This window comes from Magnetospirillum sulfuroxidans, assembly GCF_018224925.1.
GTDB classification, from domain to species: Bacteria; Pseudomonadota; Alphaproteobacteria; order Rhodospirillales; family Magnetospirillaceae; genus Magnetospirillum; species Magnetospirillum sulfuroxidans.
On record NZ_JAGTUF010000033.1, the window covers coordinates 1 to 16,327 of the forward strand.

Genomic DNA, 16,327 nt, shown 5'->3' on the forward strand with positions numbered 1-16,327 from the left:
ATAAAAGCCCGTGCCGCTTCGAGGCCGAAGCTGCATAGACAGAGAAACGCTCTCCACTCTTTCCGGGCAAGTCCATCCTGTACGTAGATGTCGTCCATCAGACGCGGATCATAGGAAACGCGAACTTTCCAATTGCCCTTCTGGCGGGCTCGTTCGAACCAATGTTCCTCCAGCGCCTTGGCGCAGCTGTAGAAGCAACCCCAGAAGCGAATTCCCTTGGCCGTCACCGTGGCGTCGTCACTGGGCATCAGGGCCAGCCGGACGATCTCGGATGGAATGGACCGCAGGAAACCGCTGCGATTGACGATGCCCCAGTGCCACAACTCGATCGGCACGGGTGGGGCCTCGTCGGCGATCATTTCTGGGGTTCGCCGGTAGTCCTTCAGGACGTGATGGTTGTTGTAATAGAGGACGCAGCGGATGAAGATTTCCGTGAAATCGGCCAGATTCAGCTTACCGTCCAGCCGGTAGTCGCGGGCACCGCGTTCACCGAAGTCAGGGGCGACATAGCCAGGAACATAGGCTTTGAACTTCGCCGGGATCATGTTGAAGCGCTGCTCGACGATCCCCTTCCAGTCCGCCCGGTACGGGGCGGCGTTTTCAACGTTGACCCGCAAGGTCTTGATCAGCGTTTCCACCATGGCCCCGGCCATTTCGCCACGGTCGCCGAGCAACCGGTCGGGCATGGCGTCGCACGGCCAGTCGGCTTCCTCGATCTCGATCCCGAAGCGTCGGCAGTATTCGACCTTGGGCTCGGCTGCATTGGCCAAGGCCATCATCGCCCCCACCCAAGACGGTCCTTCCAAACCGATATAAAGCCCGGCGATCATCCGGCTGAATGCCTCGCGCTAACCAATACAGCCGCTCCAGTTCCAGCAGCTCGGCCTTGCGCTTTTCGGACAATGCTTCAACCGGTTTGACCGCATAGGCTATCCGCCGATGCTCACCGGCCACGACATAGTCCACCAGGAAGTCCGTGGTCTGAACCAGCGGCACCCGCGTTTGACTATCGACCGGATACTTGATCCCCGCCCGCTCGGCAATGGCTTGGGTTTCCTCGCGATCCAGCGGAAATTGCTCACGGATATCGAGAACCGCGTCGTGCCAGTCGAGCAGGTAGAAAAGACTGACTTCGATGTCGGAGAGGAAATGATGAACCCGGCCGGTCTTGATGCCTCGCAGACGGTGCGAGCGGCCCAAGGAAGGGACATCGTAGATTTTGAGCCAGGGTTTGTAATCGGCGCCGAGACCTGTCCCGCGACCTTCCTTCAGGTAGCGGGCGATCAACGCTTCATCCACGGAATATTTCCGTCGCGCCGTGGGCGGACCTCTGGCCTGTCGGCCCATCCACGGGAAAGCCTACGCCCGTGGAGAGCCTCAGGACAAGGTGATTCAGTATGAAACTATTTCGTCCGGTATGAGACTATTTCGTCGAGTATGAAACTATTTCGTCACCGGATACAACCCCCAAAACGGCCACAGCTCCCTACTCCACCGTCACCGATTTGGCCAGGTTGCGCGGCTGATCCACGTCGGTGCCACGGGCCAAGGCGACGTGGTAGGCCAGCAATTGGACGGGAACGGCGTAGAGAATGGGGGCGACGAAAGGATCGACCATGGGCATGGTGAACGACGCCATCGGCGCCACCGCCAATTTGGACAGGCCCTCGGCGTCCGAGATGAACAGGACTTTGGCGCCACGGGCGATGACTTCTTGGACATTAGAGGCGGTCTTGTCGTACAGCTCGTCCGACGGGCACAGCACCACCACCGGGACGTGATCGTCGATCAGGGCGATGGGGCCGTGCTTAAGTTCGCCGGCCGCGTAGCCTTCGGCGTGGATATAGCTGACTTCCTTTAACTTCAACGCCCCTTCAAGGGCGATGGGGTAGCACGGACCCCGCCCGAGATAGAGCACATCGCGGGCCTGGGCGACGTCTTCGGCGATGACCCGGATCTTGTCTTCATCACGCAGCATTTCGGCGATGCGCGCCGGCACTTCGGCCAGGGCCTGGGACAGATGTGCTTCTTGTTCGGGGGTAAGCCGGCCATTGGCGCGGGCGATGCCCATGGCCAAACAGGCCAGCACCACCAATTGGGTGGTGAAAGCCTTGGTCGAGGCGACGCCGATTTCCGGCCCCGCCTGGGTTAACAGGGCGGTGGTGGCTTCGCGGGCAATGGTGCTTTCGGCCACATTGACCAAGGCCACGGTGTGCAGGCCCGCATCGCGGCAATACCGCAATGCCGCCAAGGTGTCGGCGGTTTCACCCGATTGGGAGATGAACACCGCCATGTCGCCGGCCACCAGCACCGGCTGGCGATAGCGGAATTCCGAGGCGATTTCCACATCCACCGGGATGCGCGCCAGTTGTTCAATCCAATATTTGGTGACCATGCCAGCGTAATAAGAAGTGCCGCAGGCGACAATGGTCACCCGCTTGATGGTGGCCAGATCAAACGGCAGTTCCGGCAAGGTGATGGTGCGGCTGGCCGGATTAAGCATGGTGTTCAAGGTGTCGCCGATCACCTGCGGCTGCTCGTAGATTTCCTTGACCATGAAATGGCGATGCTGGCCTTTCCCGATCAAGGCGCCGGACAATTGGGTCAATCGCACCTCGCGCTTGACCACCTGGTCGGCGCGATCACGCACCACCGCGCTGGTGGGCGTCAGCACCGCCCAATCGCCATCGGCCAGATAGCTGATTTTTTGCGTCAAGGGGGCCAACGCCAGAGCATCGGAGCCCAAAAACATCTCGCCGTCGCCATAGCCGATGGCCAACGGGCTGCCTTCACGCGCCGCGATCAGCAAGCCGGGATGATCGGCGAAGATGATGCCAAGGGCAAACGCGCCGTGCAGCCGCTTCAAGGCGGCGGCGGTGGCATCTTCCGGCGTCTTGCCTTGGCGCAGATAGAAATCAATCAGCTGCGCCACCGCCTCGGTGTCGGTGTCGCTTTCAAAAACATGACCGCAGGCGGTCAGCTCCGCCTTGAGGTCGGCGTAATTCTCGATGATGCCGTTATGGACCACCGCCACCCGCGCGGTGGCGTGGGGGTGGGCGTTGCGTTCGGTCGGCACGCCATGGGTGGCCCACCGGGTATGGCCAATGCCGATGATGCCGCCCAAGGGCTGCGCCGCCAGCAGATGTTCCAAATTGACCAGCTTACCTTCGGCGCGGCGACGTTCAATCTTGCCGTCAACCAAAGTGGCGATGCCGGCCGAATCATAGCCGCGATATTCCAGCCGCTTCAGCCCCTCGACCAAATGAGGAGCGACCAAAGCCTTGCCGATAATGCCGACGATGCCACACATGGATCAGTTCCCTTGCTTCTTCGCCTTATCCGCCGCCTTGGCGGCACGGAAGCGATCAGCCCAGCCGGCCACTTCCATCTGAGCGCCACGGCCAACCGCCAAGGCCCCATCCGAGACTTCCTTGGTAATCACCGAGCCGGCGCCGATCATCGCCCGCGCGCCGACCTTGACCGGCGCCACCAGCGAGGAATTAGAGCCGATGAAAGCCCCGGCCCCGATTTCGGTCCGCGATTTGGCAAAGCCGTCGTAATTGCAGGTGATGGTCCCCGCCCCCACATTGGCCGCCGCCCCCACATGAGCATCGCCGATATAGGACAGGTGATTGACCTTGGCGCCTTCGTCCAGCACCGATTTCTTGATCTCGACGAAATTGCCGATATGGGCCTTGGCGCCGATTTCGGCACCGGGCCGCAGCCGGGCATAAGGACCGACATCGGCGCCATGGGCGATGGAGCAGCCTTCAAAATGGCAGAACCCCTTGATCTCCACATGATCGCCAACGGTCACGCCGGGGCCGAACACCACATGCGGCCACACCACCACATCGCGGCCCAGCCGGGTATCCCAGGAAAACCACACGCTGGCCGGATCAATCAGGGTCGCGCCATTTTCCATGGCCTCCTCGCGCAGATGCGCCTGCACGATGGTCTCGGCCCCGGCCAGCTCGACGCGGGAATTGACCCCCAGCAATTCTTGCGGATCGCCCAGCACGAATGAACAATTGGCGCCATCGCCCCGCGCCAAGCCAACCACGTCGGTCAGATAATATTCGCCCTTGGCGTTGTCGTTGCCGACACGGTCCAGCAAGCCCCACATGCGGGCGCCATCAAAGGCCATGACGCCGGAATTGCACAGCGGGATTTCGCGCTGATCGTGATTGGCGTCCTTGAATTCAACGATCGCCTTAAGACCCTCGGCACCGACCACCAGACGGCCGTAATGCCCCGGATCATCGGGCTTGAAGCCCAAGACCACCACCGATGGATTCTTGTCGCCATTGCGCCGCTCGGCCAGCATGCGGTCCAGCGTATCCCGGGTGATCAACGGCGTGTCGCCGTACAGCACCAGCACATCGCCGGTAAAATCCTTGAGCGCCTCGCGCGCCTGCATCACCGCGTGCCCCGTTCCCAGCCGTTCCCTTTGCACCACGGTCTGGGCCGGGGCCACGGCGGCGGCCACCACGTCCATGCCGGGGCCGACCACCACCACCACTTTGTCCGGGGTCAAGCCCGCCACGGTATTCATCAGATGCTGGATCATCGGCCGCCCGGCCAACGGATGCATGACCTTGGGCAGGTCGGATTTCATGCGCGTGCCCATGCCGGCGGCAAGGACGATAACGGCGAGTTCGGATTTGCCCTGGTCCAAAGCGATCAATACCCAAGCAGTTGCGGGAGATGCCGGAAAGTGCCACAAAGGCCTCCTCTGAGCTAGTCAATCTTTATTGCGGAAGATTTCAATGAACCGGGTCAAACGGGCGGCAATTTTCGATTTGGACGGCACTTTGATCGATTCGTTGCCAGACCTGACGACGGCGATCAACAAGACCTTGGCCGATCATGGCCTGCCGCCGCTGACCACGGCACAGATCGCCCCGATGGTCGGCGACGGCGCCAGCACGCTGGTGACTCGCGCCTTTGCCGCTCACGGTTTGGCGGCCCCCCCGGTGGAACCGGTCTTGCAGCAATTCCTGACCCATTACGAGCCCCATGCCGCCGACCAGACCAAGCCCTGGCCCGGCGTCATCGAAACACTGGAATATCTGCGCGCCAAGGGCCTGATCCTGGCGGTGTGCACCAACAAGCCGACCAAGGCGACCCACGAGATACTCGCGGCCTTGGGCCTGGATCATTTCTTCGCCGTGGTGGTCGGCGGCGACGACACTCCGGCGCTGAAACCCAACCCCGCCCACATCAATGCCGTGCTCGACCGCTTGGGCGTCCATCACGAAGAAGCGGTGATGATCGGCGATTCCATCAACGACGTCCTGGCCGCCAAGGGCGCCAACGTCCCGGTGGTGGTGTTGAGCTTCGGCTATTCCCGCGTGCCGCCGCACGAATTGGGGGCCGATCTGGTCGTCGACGATTTCGCCATGCTCAAGCGGGTCATCGCCGGTTGAGCTGAACCAGCCCGAACAGCACCACCGCCGCCACCACCACGCTTGGCCCCGACGGCGTGTCGAAGCGCCACGAGCCGCCCAGACCGCTGATCACCGCCGCCATGCCCAAAAGCGCCGCCCAGACGGCCATTTGTTCCGGCGTCCGGGCCAAGGAACGGGCGGCGGCGGCGGGGATGATCAACAAGGCGGTCACCAGCAGCACGCCGACCACCTTCATCGCTCCGGCGACCACCAGGGCCACCAGCAGCATCAGAACCAGCCGGGCACGGGCGACATTGTGGCCCTCGGCGGCGGCCAAATCCTCGTCGACGCTCATCGCCAACAGGGTCGGCCACAGCCGCCACAACGCCAGCAGCGCCAAGCCCCCGCCCGCCCAGATCACCGCCACGTCGGTCCAGCCCACCGCCAAGATGTCGCCCAACAACCAGCCCATCAGATTGACGCGCACGCTTTGCAGCAATGACAACGCCACCAAGCCGGTGGCCAAGGCCCCATGGGCGACGATGCCCAAAACAGTGTCCGAGGCCAGCCGCTTCTGCCCCTGGCTTAGACTGAGGACCACCGCCAGCACCACGGCCAGCAGCACGATGCCCAAGCTGGGCTCGATGCCGGTCAGCATGCCGAAGACCACGCCCAACAAGGCGGAATGGGCCAAGGTGTCGCCGAAATAGGCCATGCGCCGCCAGACGACGAAACAGCCGAAGGGGCCGGCGGCCAACGCCAATCCCAGCCCGGCGACAAGGGCGCGGGTCAGGAACTCATCCATGCGCGCAGCCTCCCCCATGATCGCAATGCGGACCGTGGACGTGCTCGACCCTGCCATCGGCCAGATGGGCATGGTCGTGCACATGGGTATAAACCGCCAGCGAGGCGGCGACGCGCGGCCCGAACAGGGCCAGATATTCCGGGTGCCGCGATACCGCTTCCGGGTGGCCGGCGCAGCAGACGTGACGATTGAGGCAGACCACCTCGTCGGTGGCGGCCATGACCACATGCAGATCATGGCTGACCAGCAGCACGCCGCGCCCCTCGTCGCGGGCCACGGCGGCGATCAGATCATAGATTTCCGCCTGACCGGTCATATCGACGCCCCCCACCGGTTCGTCCAGCACCAGCAGATCAGGCTGACGCAACAAGGCGCGGGCCAGCATCACCCGCTGCAATTCGCCGCCCGACAATTCCAGCATCTGCCGATGCAGGACATGGCCGGCGCCGACACGGCCCAAGGCCGCCGGCCAATCGCCCTTGGCCGCCGCCATGGCGAGAAAGCGCCGCACCGACAGCGGCAAGGCGGCGGGAATGTTCAAACGCTGCGGGACATAGCCGACAATCAAACCGGGGCGACGGCTTACCGTGCCGCTGTCGGGGGGCAGCAATCCCAACGCCACCTTGATCAAGGTTGATTTGCCGGCGCCGTTGGGGCCGATGACGGTGATGATCTTGCCGGCCTCGACATTCAGGCTGACCGCCGCCAAGGCCGTTTGGGCGCCATAGCGAACCGACACCTTGTCGAGATGGATCAATGCCGTCATCCCCCTTCCCCCGCCCGACAGGACGGGCACAATCCCTCGGCTTCCACCGTCAGGGCGGTGACGACGAACCCCATGCGGCCGGCGGCATCGCGCACCGCTTGCTCGATATCGTCATCGTTAAGCTCGGTGGCGGCGCCGCATTGCCGACACAACAGAAATTGGCCGGCTTGCGCATGACCGGGATGGGCACAGCCGACAAAGGCGTTCAGCTTTTCGATGCGATGAATGAGACCATGCGCCAACAAAAAATCCAACGCCCGGTACACCGTCGGCGGCGCCGCCTTGCCCAAAGCTTCCAACAGCGCATAGGCGCCGATGGGGGCGTGGCTGCGCCAGACCAGTTCCAACACCCGGCGGCGGATATCGGTCAGGCGGGCGCCACGGCGGCGGCATTCCTCTTCGGCGGCGGCCAGGGCCTGGGCGATGCAACGGTGGTGATCATGATGAGGCGGAGGGAAATTCATCGGGCTTGCCATGGCTTAATGTTATATTATAACGTCCGGTTCTTGACCCATCATTGCACGGAGCAATTCCATGTGGAAGTCCCTGGCGCTATGCGTGCCATTGTTGGCCCTGCCTGTCGCCGCCGCCCAGGCGGAAGTGCCCAAGGTGGTGGCATCGATTCAGCCGCTGCATTCCCTTGCCGCCATGGTCATGGAAGGGGTGGGGCAGCCGGCCTTGCTGGTCAGCGGCACCGCCTCGGAACACGGCTATGCGCTGAAACCGTCGGACATGCGGGTGCTGGAACAGGCCCAGGTGGCGGTGATCATCGATACCGGCTACGAGACCTTCCTGGCCAAGCCGCTGAAGGCACGCGGCGGCAAAATCAATGTGCTGGCCATGGCCGACCTGCCCGGCATGACCGTTTTCCAACCGCGCGAAGGCGGTGTTTGGGACGGCCACCATCATGGCCATGACCATGACGCCCATGGCCATGACCACCACGATGAACTGGACGGACATCTGTGGCTGGATACCGCCAATGCTCAGGTCATGGTCACCGCGCTGGCCGAGACATTGGCCGAAATGGATCCGGCCAATGCCGTGACCTATCACCGCAACGCCGATGCCGCCAGAACCAAGCTGGCCGCCCTCGACGCCGAATTAAAGCAACGCTTGGCCCCACTGGCCGGCCGCCCCTATGTGGTCTTCCACGACGCCTATCAGTATTTCGAGGCCCGCTATGGCCTGTCGGCGGCGGGGTCGATCACCCTTGATCCCGACCGTCCGCCCGCGGCCAAGCGGCTGGCGGCACTGAAGGAAAAATTGCAAAAAAGCAAGGCGAGCTGCGTGTTCCGCGAACCGCAATTCCCCGCCCCCATCGTCGAAACCCTGGCCAAATCGGCCGGAGCCAAGGTCGGGATGCTTGATCCGCAAGGCTCTAGCCTGCCGCCCGGACCGGATCTGTATCCGGCGTTGCTGTCCAATCTGGCCGATTCCTTGACCAAGTGCCTGTCGGCACCTTAATACCAAGGAAGCTTTGCCCCGGAGATGATCATGAGCCAATTCGCCGCCGCCCTTGCCGCCATCCACTTCAACCAAGATGGCTTGGTCCCGGCTATCGCCCAGCAATTCGACAGCGGCGAAGTGCTGATGATGGCGTGGATGAACGCCGAGGCGGTGCGTGAAACCCTGGAAAGCGGGCGCGTGTGTTACTGGTCGCGCTCGCGCCAGGGCTTGTGGCGCAAAGGTGAAACCTCGGGCCAGCAGCAGCGCCTCAAGGAATTGCTGATCGATTGCGACGGCGACACCTTGCTGGTCAAGGTCGACCAGGATGGTGTCGCCTGCCACACCGGCCGCCGCACCTGTTTTTACACCGCGGCCCGTGGCCAGGACCTGATCGAGGTCGAAGCGGTCAAGATCGACCCCAAGGAATTGTACAAATAATGGACAACCTTCCCGTCACCGTGCTGACCGGCTTTCTGGGCAGCGGCAAGACCACTCTTCTCAATCACCTGCTGGACCATCCCGGCTTGGCCCAGACGGCGGTGCTGATCAATGAATTCGGCGAGATCGGTCTTGACCATCTGCTGGTCCAGCATGTGGCCGAAGACATCATCTTGCTCAATTCCGGTTGCCTGTGCTGCACGGTCCGGGGCGACATGGTCACCGCCCTGCGCGATTTGTTCCTCAAGCGGGTCAAGGGCGAGGTGCCGGAATTTTCCCGCGTCGTCATCGAAACCACCGGCTTAGCCGACCCGGCGCCGATCATCCACACGCTGATGACCGACCCGCTGCTGGCCAGCCGCTATCGCCTGGACGGCATCGTCACCACCGTCGACGCCGTCAACGGCGCCAGGACCTTGGACAACCACGAGGAAGCGGTCAAACAGGCGGCTATCGCCGACCGCTTGGTGCTGACCAAGACCGATATCGCCGATTACGCGGCGGTCGAGGTGCTGCATGCCCGCCTGCGCCAGTTAAACCCGGCGGCCCCCATCCTGCGCGCCGATAACGGCAAGATCGATCCGGTGGAAATTCTGGATGCCGGCCTGTTCAACGACCGAGACAAAATCCCCGACGTGCGCAAATGGCTGAATGCCGAGGCCTATGCCGACGACCATGGCCACGATCACGACCACCATCATCACGACGTCAACCGCCATGACGACCGGGTGGCCGCCTTCGTCTTTACCACCGACAAGCCGGTCAGCTGGCCGGCGCTGTCCTTCGCCCTGGAACTGCTGATTTCCAACAAGGGTGAGAACATCTTGCGCATCAAGGGCATCGTCAATGCCATCGGCCAAGACAAGCCGCTGGCGATCCACGGCGTCCAGCATGTGTTTCACCCGCCCGCCGCCTTGCCCCAATGGCCCGACGGCGATCACCGGACCCGCATCGTCTTCATTACCCGCGATTTCGGCCGCGAGGCCATCACCCGCATGCTCGGCGGGGTTCTCAGCATCGCCGAGGAAACCGGCGTATAAAAAACCCGGACCGGTTTCCCGGTCCGGGCTGTCTTGCCCCGAAAACTCAGTATCTGGCGTCGCGGGGTTTCTTGCCGTTGGCCCAATCATTCACCTTGCCGGCGAAATCCGGGCGCGGCTGGTGGGTGAAGTATTCGGACACGTCCACCGCCTCTTGTTCGCTCAACGCCTTGCCTTGGCCCAGCGGCCAATGGGTTCCCCAGGCGATGGGCATGTTGTTGAGAACAAAGGCGGCGGCGGTGAAGGTACGGGCCATGCCGGCGCCGATATTGAAGGATTCGTCCCCCCACAGCGGTGGGAAAATGAATTCGTTCCGAGCATCCTTGAGCCCTTGTCCGTTATCACCATGACAGATGGCGCATTTGGCGTCATAGACCGTCTTGCCGTTGACCGGATCGGGAACAAGTTTCAGATCACGGTTGCCAATCCCACGCCCGGCGATCTTGGCCCCCTTGGGGATGCCTTCGGACAGCCAATCGAAATAAGCGATAATGGCGGTCATTTCCTTGGAATCCGGCTTTAACGGCTTGCCGTTCATCGACCGCATCATGCAGCCATTGACCCGTTCCTTCAAAGTGACCTCACGGCCGGCGCGGCCGTTGAATTGCGGGAAAGTCGGGGACGAGCCATAGAACGCGCCGCCCACCGGGGCCTTGCCGCCATTCATGTGGCAATTGGTGCAATTCATGCCGGCGCCGACATTATCGGGCAGCAAATGCTTGGTATCGGTCAGCAAGCGTTGCCCCAGGCGGATCATCTCGCCCTTTTCTCCCACCGGCATGGCGGTATCGGCGGGCGGATTGAAGGGCAAAACCCCTTCCGGCAGCTTGGCCAGGGCCAGCGGGGCGATGCCCAGGCGTTCCTTGGCGGCGACGGAAATGGCGCGGACCTTGTCCACCTGCTTGGCGGTGACCGTTCCGGCCTGACTTCCCCAAGACGAGCGAACAAAGGTCAAGATCTCGGCCACCGCGCCATTGCTCAGACGATCAAAGGCCGGCATGGCGAAGGCGAAGGGCTCGGCTCCGGTCGAGGCCATGTGACCGCCATCCAAAGTCACTCGGATCAGCGAGGTTGGATCGGCGCTCAGAATGGCGGAATTGGCGGCCAAAGACGGATAGATGCGCGGCGCGCCATGACCATCGGGACGATGGCACGACGCGCAATATTCCATGTACGCGGTGGCGCCGGGTTTGGCGTAATCGCCAGCCTTCAAGGCGGCGAAGGTGGTGTCGGTCGCGCCGATGGCCATGTCGCTGCCCTTGCTCGGCGACAGCGATTTCAGATAGACGGCCATGGCCGATAAATCGGCATCGGCCAGATGTTGGGTGCTGTGGCTGATGACTTCGACCATGCCGCCGAAAGCGGCGGTGCTGTCGGTGCGGCCGGTCTTGAGGAAGCGAACGATGTCGGCTTCACTCCAGCGTCCCAGGCCGGCGCCGGTCCCGCCGCGCAAATCCTTGGCGTGCCAGCCGTCGATATTGGCGCCCGCCAGGAAATCGGCGCCATCGGCGAAACGGGTGGCCTTTTCCTGATAACCCAGCCCGCGCGGCGTATGGCACGAGCCGCAATGCCCCAGGCCTTCCACCAGATAAGCGCCGCGATTCCATTGCTCATCCTGGCCGGATGTGGGCTGAAAGCGACCGGAATCCACATAGAGGGCATTCCAGCTCGCCAACGGCCAGCGGATGGAGAGCGGCCACGGAATATCGCTGTCGCGGTTGGCTTTTTCCACCGCCGGCACCGCCTTCATGAAAAAGGCGTACAGCGCCCGCATATCGTCGTCGCTGACCTTGGTATAGGACGGATAGGGCATGGCCGGATACAATCGGTGCCCCTGCTTGGCGACGCCGTCGCGGACGGCGGCGGAGAAATCGGCATAGGTATAAGCGCCGATGCCGGTTTTGACGTCGGGCGTGATGTTGGTGGAATAAACCGTCCCGATGGGCGTCTCCATGGGCAGGCCACCGGCAAAGTCAGTGCTGCCCACGGCGCTATGACAGGCCAGACAATTGCCGGCCTTGGCCAGATAGCGGCCTTTGTCGATCTGATCTTGGGAAAACTCCGCCTGAGCGTATCCGGGCGCCGCCAGCAATAGCAGCGCCGCCATGGTTATCTTCGTCTTCACGGCAACCTCCTTACCCCCTTCCTTCCAAACGGAAGGACATGGAAGCAGTTTAGGGCCGTGGCCCACAGCGGCGAAATTGGGGAAACCACCCACAATCTTAGGGTTTTCCCTAAGTCAGCCCGGCAACAGACCGGCTTGGACCAAAAGCCGGGTCAATTCAGCCACCGAACCGGCCTGCATTTTTTCCATGACATGGGCGCGGTGCACTTCCACCGTCTTCATGGAAATATCCAGATCATGGGCAATCACCTTGTTGGGTTTGCCCGCCGCCACCAGTTCCATCACCGCCCGCTCGCGCCCGGTCAGCCGTTCCACCCGCTCGGCGATAAAGCGGATGCCGGCCTTGCGGGCACATTCAGTGGCGCTGCGGGCCAAGGCCTCGGCCACGTGATCCAGCAGCACCTGATCGTTGAACGGCTTTTCCAAAAAGGCGATGGCGCCGGCCCGCATGGCCCGCACCACCATGGGAATGTCGCCATGACCGGAAATGAAGACGATCCCCAAGGAATCGCCGCGCTCGTTCAATTCACGCTGCAATTCCAGACCGCTGATACCGGGCATGCGCACATCGGCGACCAGACAGCCGGCGTGGCGTTTGCCCCAGGCCGCCAGGAAGCTTTCGGCCGAGGCGAAGGCCTGAACCGGCTGCCCCAGGGATTGCAGCAAGAAGACCAGGGAATGGCGCATGGCTTCGTCATCATCGACGACGAAGATGGTCGGCGTGCACGGGGTATCGGCGCCGCAAACACCGCATGTCATGACAAGACCTCCGAGAGCGCCGGCAAGGAAAATTTGAAACAAGCGCCGCCGCCGGGCGCGGCCTCGGCCCAGAGCCGGCCGCCATGGGCCTCGATGATCGAACGCGATAGCGACAAGCCCAAGCCCAGCCCTTCCGGTTTGGTGGTGAAAAAAGGTTCGAACAGATGCTGACGAGCTTCCTCCGACAGGCCGATGCCGGTATCGCTGACCGCCACCTGGACCATCCCGCCCACCATCTCGGTCATGATGCCGAGCTTGCGCTGGACGGCGACGGCGGCCATGGCATCGGCGGCGTTTTGCAACAGGTTCAAGATCACCTGTTCGATCTGGATGCGGTCGGCCTGGACCGCCGGCAAGGATTCCCCCAGCCGGGGCTCGACCACGACGCCGCGGCTGGCGGCAATGGCGGCGAACAGATTCAAGGTTTCGATCACCGAATCATTGATCGGCATCGGCCGTTGCTCGGGGGTGCGCTTGCGGACGAAAGCCCGGATTCGCTTGACGATGCCGGCGGCGCGTTCCGCCTGGCCGGCGATCAGCCGCACGCCTTCGCGCACGCCTTCGGCATCAATGCCGGCGGCCAGCCGACGCTCGCAGCCGCCGGCATAATTGTGGATGGCGGCCAGCGGCTGATTGATCTCGTGCGCCAGGCTCGAGACCATTTCCCCCAGCAAGGCCAGGCGGGCGCCATGCTCCAATTCCTCGCGCTGACGCCGCGCCCGTTCGCCGGCGGCCCGCAATTCGTCCGTGCGCAGACGGACAAGATGCTCGACCCGAACCACATGCGCCACCCACCATGCCGCCACCAGCACCACGGCCAGCAACCACGGCCAATAGGCGCGGGCCAGTTCAGCCAGACTGCGCCGGCCCAAATAGTCATAGGGACCGATTTTCAAGGCCCGGAACAGTTCGTGCACCTCTTGGTAATCCACCGGAACCGTCCAGGCCTGACCGCTGCTTGCCGGCATGGCCAGCAACGCCATGCCGACACGTTTGGCCAGGGCGGCAGGGATGGCCGGCAGGCGGGCGAACGGCCAATCCGGGTACAAGGCGGTGCTGATCTCGCATTCCAAATCCGCCGACAACCGTCCGCCCAGGACACGAAACTGTCCCGGCCGCGCCTGTCCTTCGGCCACCATCTGTTCCAACAGGCAGGCGCGGACGATCCCGGCATCGGCCGAACCATCGGCCACCGCGCGGGTCACCCGTTCGATGGGGAAACCGGTAAATGACAGCTCTTGTAAATCCTGGAACGGATTGATGTCATGGGCGACCATTTCCCGCCACGCCAAGCGAAAGCCGCCGAAAGCTTCCGCCGCCACCGCCGCCACCCGCCGACCTTTCAAATCGCTGAAATCCTTGAGCGGACTGTCCGCCAACACCACCACCGCCGAAGCGATGGCGGCGGCGGGGGGCGGGCCACCGACGGTTTCCAAGGTGGCGATGCGGGCGACATGAAAGGCCGCTTCCAATTCGACGTAATGACCAGGATTGGTGATGATGAAATCCACATCCCCGGCGGCCACCGCCTGACGCAAACCGCCCAAATCATAAGGGACGGCGACGAATTCATAACCGGCCATGGTGGCGTTGAGATGACGGATCGACGCATCCCATTCCGCCGCCGCCCGTTCGGCCCCGCGATAGGCGAGCACCCCCACCCGCACCTCGGTCGCGGCGGCGGCGGTGAAAACAGCCGATCCCAGCAAGATCAGGGAGGCCAAGACCCCCACGATTTTTCCAACCATGGAATGTGCAATATCAGCAAACGCGAAAGCCGTCAGCAGGATATGCGCTCGGCAATCGGGCGAGGGACATTATCGATCCCCTCGCCTGATCCGCCGTTACAGCTTGCTGAAATCCGGCGGCCGCCGCTGGGTGAAGGCGGCGACCGCTTCCTTTAATTCATCCGAGCGCAAGGCATGGCCGAAAGCGGCGAATTCCGTCGTCAGACGGGCTTCCACCGACTGGTCGGGATGGCGCAGCAATGCCTTGGTCCGCGCCAAGGCGGCGGCCGGCTTGGCCACCAGGGATTCGGCCCGGCTGGCCACCGCCGCCGCCAGTTCCGGGGCCGCGAACACGGCGTTGACCAAGCCCAGATCACGGGCGGTTTCGCTGGAAAACGGCTCGCCCAACATCAACAGCTCGGCGGCGCGCTGATGCCCGATCAGACGCGGCAGCAACAACGACGAAGCCGCCTCGGGCACCAGGGCCAGATTGATGAACGGCAATTGCAGGCTGGCGCCGGAAACGGCATAGACCAGATCGCAATGCAGCAGCATGGTGACGCCGATGCCGATGGCCAGACCGTTGACGGCGGCGATCACCGGCTTGGTCGTGGCGATCAGGGTATACAGGAAATCAGCCGCCGGACTGGTCTGCACGTCCCCGGCCTGCAAGAAATCATAGAGGTCGTTGCCGGCGGTAAAAACGTCATCGCTGCCGGTCAGGACCAGCGCCCGGATGGCCGGATCGGCCGTGCCGCCGCGCAGGGCCTTGGTCATCGCCTCGTACATGGCGAAGGTAATGGCGTTTTTCTTATCGGTGCGGGCCATGCGGATGGTGCGCACGCCATTCAGATCGGTGACGACGATGTGCTCGCTCATGGCGGCTCCCTTGATGAAACGCACGGGCATAAAAAGCAGGGGGGCGGCTTTAACGGCCTATCCGGGACCAACACCGCCCCCCTGAAGTTCTGCCCGAAGGCGGGCAGAGGGAGAACGGACCTAATCGACGAACAGATCAGGCAAAAGCTGCCCGACCGGATCGACGGCATAGGCGGAAAAATCATCGATGCCATGCTGTTTCAGCACCTCTTCATCAAGGAAGAAATTACCGGAACATTCCCGTGCCGGCCGGGTCAGAATGGCATGGGCAGCATCGGCGACAATGGCCGGGCGGCGGCAATTGCCCGGCTTGATCAGCCCGCCCAACATGGCCAGGGCGGCGGTATCGATGATGGTGCGCGGCCATAACGCGTTGGCGGCAATGCCCATATCCTTGAACTCGGCCGCCCAGCCCAACACGCACAGGCTCATGCCGTATTTCGAGATGGTGTAGGCGGTGTGGGACTGAAACCAGCGCGGCTCCAAGGCAGGCGGCGGCGACAGCGTCAGGATGTGTGGATTGGCCGCCTGTTTCAGATAAGGCAGACAGGCCTGGGTGGTGGCGAAGGTGCCGCGCACGTTGACGCTCATCATCAGGTCGAACCGCTTCATCGCCGTATCGGCGGTACCGGTCAGATTGATAGCGCTGGCATTGTTGATAACGATGTCGATGCCGCCGAAATGATCGGCGGCCTGGGCGGCGGCGGCGGCCAAAGAGTGCTCGTCACGCACATCGACCACCACCGGCAAAGCCTGACCACCGGCCTCGATGATCTCGGCGGCGGCGGAATGGATGGTTCCGGGCAAATTGGGATGGGCTTCGGTGGTCTTGGCGGCGACCACGATGTTGGCGCCATCGGCGGCGGCGCGCAGAGCGATGGCCTTGCCGATGCCCCGGCTGGCGCCGGTAATGAACAATGTCTTTCCCTGCAATGTCGGCATAATTCTT

Annotated in this window: 15 protein-coding genes and 1 pseudogene; 4 read left to right on the forward strand and 12 right to left on the reverse strand. The window is 62.9% G+C overall.

Annotation, left to right across the window (positions count from 1 at the left end; all coding sequences use genetic code 11):
• From KEC16_RS18945 to glmU, 4 genes and pseudogenes are all read right to left on the reverse strand, one after another.
• On the reverse strand, nucleotides 1-830 hold an 830-nt coding region (locus KEC16_RS18945; protein ID WP_211551889.1), incomplete at its 3' end, for a Mu transposase C-terminal domain-containing protein.
• A 16-nt stretch (nucleotides 831-846) separates the two neighbouring features.
• Nucleotides 847-1,347: pseudogene (locus KEC16_RS20270) on the reverse strand (TnsA endonuclease N-terminal domain-containing protein); the annotation flags it as partial.
• 139 nt (nucleotides 1,348-1,486) lie between these two features.
• Nucleotides 1,487-3,310, reverse strand: a complete 1,824-nt coding sequence (gene glmS, locus KEC16_RS18950; protein ID WP_211551891.1) for a glutamine--fructose-6-phosphate transaminase (isomerizing) — start codon at nucleotides 3,308-3,310, stop codon at nucleotides 1,487-1,489.
• Between the two features lie 3 nt (nucleotides 3,311-3,313).
• Nucleotides 3,314-4,618 carry a bifunctional UDP-N-acetylglucosamine diphosphorylase/glucosamine-1-phosphate N-acetyltransferase GlmU gene (gene glmU, locus KEC16_RS18955; protein WP_428846071.1) on the reverse strand — a complete coding sequence of 435 codons (1,305 nt, stop codon included), beginning with the start codon at nucleotides 4,616-4,618 and terminating at the stop codon, nucleotides 3,314-3,316.
• Nucleotides 4,619-4,769: 151 nt separating this feature from the next.
• Here glmU and gph point away from each other — a divergent pair, with 151 nt between their 5' ends.
• Nucleotides 4,770-5,429 (forward strand): phosphoglycolate phosphatase, encoded by a 660-nt coding sequence (gene gph / locus KEC16_RS18960; protein ID WP_211551893.1) that lies wholly within the window; start codon nucleotides 4,770-4,772, stop codon nucleotides 5,427-5,429.
• Here the strand turns inward: gph and KEC16_RS18965 are convergent.
• Genes KEC16_RS18965 through KEC16_RS18975 form a run of 3 tightly spaced genes read right to left on the reverse strand, consistent with a single transcriptional unit; the run spans nucleotide 5,416 to nucleotide 7,425 of the window.
• Nucleotides 5,416-6,195 carry an iron chelate uptake ABC transporter family permease subunit gene (locus KEC16_RS18965; protein ID WP_211551894.1) on the reverse strand — a complete coding sequence of 260 codons (780 nt, stop codon included), beginning with the start codon at nucleotides 6,193-6,195 and terminating at the stop codon, nucleotides 5,416-5,418. The two genes, gph and KEC16_RS18965, sit on opposite strands and share 14 nt — an antisense overlap.
• Nucleotides 6,188-6,961, reverse strand: coding sequence for a zinc ABC transporter ATP-binding protein ZnuC (gene znuC / locus KEC16_RS18970; RefSeq protein WP_211551895.1), 774 nt, complete (start codon nucleotides 6,959-6,961; stop codon nucleotides 6,188-6,190). Before znuC ends, KEC16_RS18965 begins: the two co-directional genes overlap by 8 nt.
• Nucleotides 6,958-7,425 (reverse strand): Fur family transcriptional regulator, encoded by a 468-nt coding sequence (locus tag KEC16_RS18975; RefSeq protein WP_211551896.1) that lies wholly within the window; start codon nucleotides 7,423-7,425, stop codon nucleotides 6,958-6,960. Before KEC16_RS18975 ends, znuC begins: the two co-directional genes overlap by 4 nt.
• 70 nt (nucleotides 7,426-7,495) lie before the next feature.
• Here KEC16_RS18975 and KEC16_RS18980 point away from each other — a divergent pair, with 70 nt between their 5' ends.
• The 3 genes from KEC16_RS18980 to KEC16_RS18990 are packed head-to-tail and all read left to right on the forward strand — an operon-like array spanning nucleotide 7,496 to nucleotide 9,888.
• Nucleotides 7,496-8,428: a zinc ABC transporter substrate-binding protein gene (locus tag KEC16_RS18980; RefSeq protein WP_211551897.1), complete on the forward strand. Its 933-nt coding sequence runs from the start codon at nucleotides 7,496-7,498 to the stop codon at nucleotides 8,426-8,428.
• Nucleotides 8,429-8,452: 24 nt separating this feature from the next.
• Entirely contained in the window at nucleotides 8,453-8,848 is a 396-nt protein-coding gene (gene hisI / locus KEC16_RS18985) for a phosphoribosyl-AMP cyclohydrolase (RefSeq protein WP_211551898.1), read from the forward strand.
• Nucleotides 8,848-9,888 carry a CobW family GTP-binding protein gene (locus KEC16_RS18990; RefSeq protein WP_211551899.1) on the forward strand — a complete coding sequence of 347 codons (1,041 nt, stop codon included), beginning with the start codon at nucleotides 8,848-8,850 and terminating at the stop codon, nucleotides 9,886-9,888. Before hisI ends, KEC16_RS18990 begins: the two co-directional genes overlap by 1 nt.
• A 46-nt stretch (nucleotides 9,889-9,934) precedes the next feature.
• On the opposite strand, the gene KEC16_RS18995 is transcribed toward KEC16_RS18990, so the two are convergent.
• The 5 genes from KEC16_RS18995 to KEC16_RS19015 form a co-directional block, all read right to left on the reverse strand.
• Nucleotides 9,935-12,013, reverse strand: a complete 2,079-nt coding sequence (locus KEC16_RS18995) for a c-type cytochrome (RefSeq protein ID WP_211551900.1) — start codon at nucleotides 12,011-12,013, stop codon at nucleotides 9,935-9,937.
• Between the two features lie 114 nt (nucleotides 12,014-12,127).
• Nucleotides 12,128-12,772 carry a response regulator transcription factor gene (locus tag KEC16_RS19000; protein WP_211551901.1) on the reverse strand — a complete coding sequence of 215 codons (645 nt, stop codon included), beginning with the start codon at nucleotides 12,770-12,772 and terminating at the stop codon, nucleotides 12,128-12,130.
• On the reverse strand, nucleotides 12,769-14,505 hold the full coding sequence (locus KEC16_RS19005) for a sensor histidine kinase (protein WP_346344139.1): 1,737 nt from the start codon (nucleotides 14,503-14,505) through the stop codon (nucleotides 12,769-12,771). Before KEC16_RS19005 ends, KEC16_RS19000 begins: the two co-directional genes overlap by 4 nt.
• 111 nt (nucleotides 14,506-14,616) lie before the next feature.
• Nucleotides 14,617-15,378, reverse strand: a complete 762-nt coding sequence (locus KEC16_RS19010) for an enoyl-CoA hydratase (protein WP_249209333.1) — start codon at nucleotides 15,376-15,378, stop codon at nucleotides 14,617-14,619.
• Between the two features lie 120 nt (nucleotides 15,379-15,498).
• Entirely contained in the window at nucleotides 15,499-16,320 is an 822-nt protein-coding gene (locus KEC16_RS19015; protein ID WP_211551903.1) for an SDR family oxidoreductase, read from the reverse strand.
• Between the last annotated feature and the right edge of the window lie 7 nt (nucleotides 16,321-16,327).

What these genes read in the sequence shown, in the direction of transcription:
- znuC (WP_211551895.1), bottom strand. Translation starts at nt 6,961, where the DNA reads ATGACGGCATTGATCCATCTCGACAAGGTGTCGGTTCGCTATGGCGCC.
- glmS (WP_211551891.1), bottom strand. Translation starts at nt 3,310, where the DNA reads ATGTGTGGCATCGTCGGCATTATCGGCAAGGCTTTGGTCGCTCCTCAT.
- KEC16_RS19000 (WP_211551901.1), bottom strand. Translation starts at nt 12,772, where the DNA reads ATGACATGCGGTGTTTGCGGCGCCGATACCCCGTGCACGCCGACCATC.
- glmU (WP_428846071.1), bottom strand. Translation starts at nt 4,618, where the DNA reads ATGAAATCCGACCTGCCCAAGGTCATGCATCCGTTGGCCGGGCGGCCG.
- KEC16_RS18965 (WP_211551894.1), bottom strand. Translation starts at nt 6,195, where the DNA reads ATGGATGAGTTCCTGACCCGCGCCCTTGTCGCCGGGCTGGGATTGGCG.
- hisI (WP_211551898.1), top strand. Translation starts at nt 8,453, where the DNA reads ATGATCATGAGCCAATTCGCCGCCGCCCTTGCCGCCATCCACTTCAAC.
- KEC16_RS19010 (WP_249209333.1), bottom strand. Translation starts at nt 15,378, where the DNA reads ATGAGCGAGCACATCGTCGTCACCGATCTGAATGGCGTGCGCACCATC.
- gph (WP_211551893.1), top strand. Translation starts at nt 4,770, where the DNA reads ATGAACCGGGTCAAACGGGCGGCAATTTTCGATTTGGACGGCACTTTG.
- KEC16_RS19015 (WP_211551903.1), bottom strand. Translation starts at nt 16,320, where the DNA reads ATGCCGACATTGCAGGGAAAGACATTGTTCATTACCGGCGCCAGCCGG.
- KEC16_RS18975 (WP_211551896.1), bottom strand. Translation starts at nt 7,425, where the DNA reads ATGAATTTCCCTCCGCCTCATCATGATCACCACCGTTGCATCGCCCAG.
- KEC16_RS18990 (WP_211551899.1), top strand. Translation starts at nt 8,848, where the DNA reads ATGGACAACCTTCCCGTCACCGTGCTGACCGGCTTTCTGGGCAGCGGC.
- KEC16_RS18980 (WP_211551897.1), top strand. Translation starts at nt 7,496, where the DNA reads ATGTGGAAGTCCCTGGCGCTATGCGTGCCATTGTTGGCCCTGCCTGTC.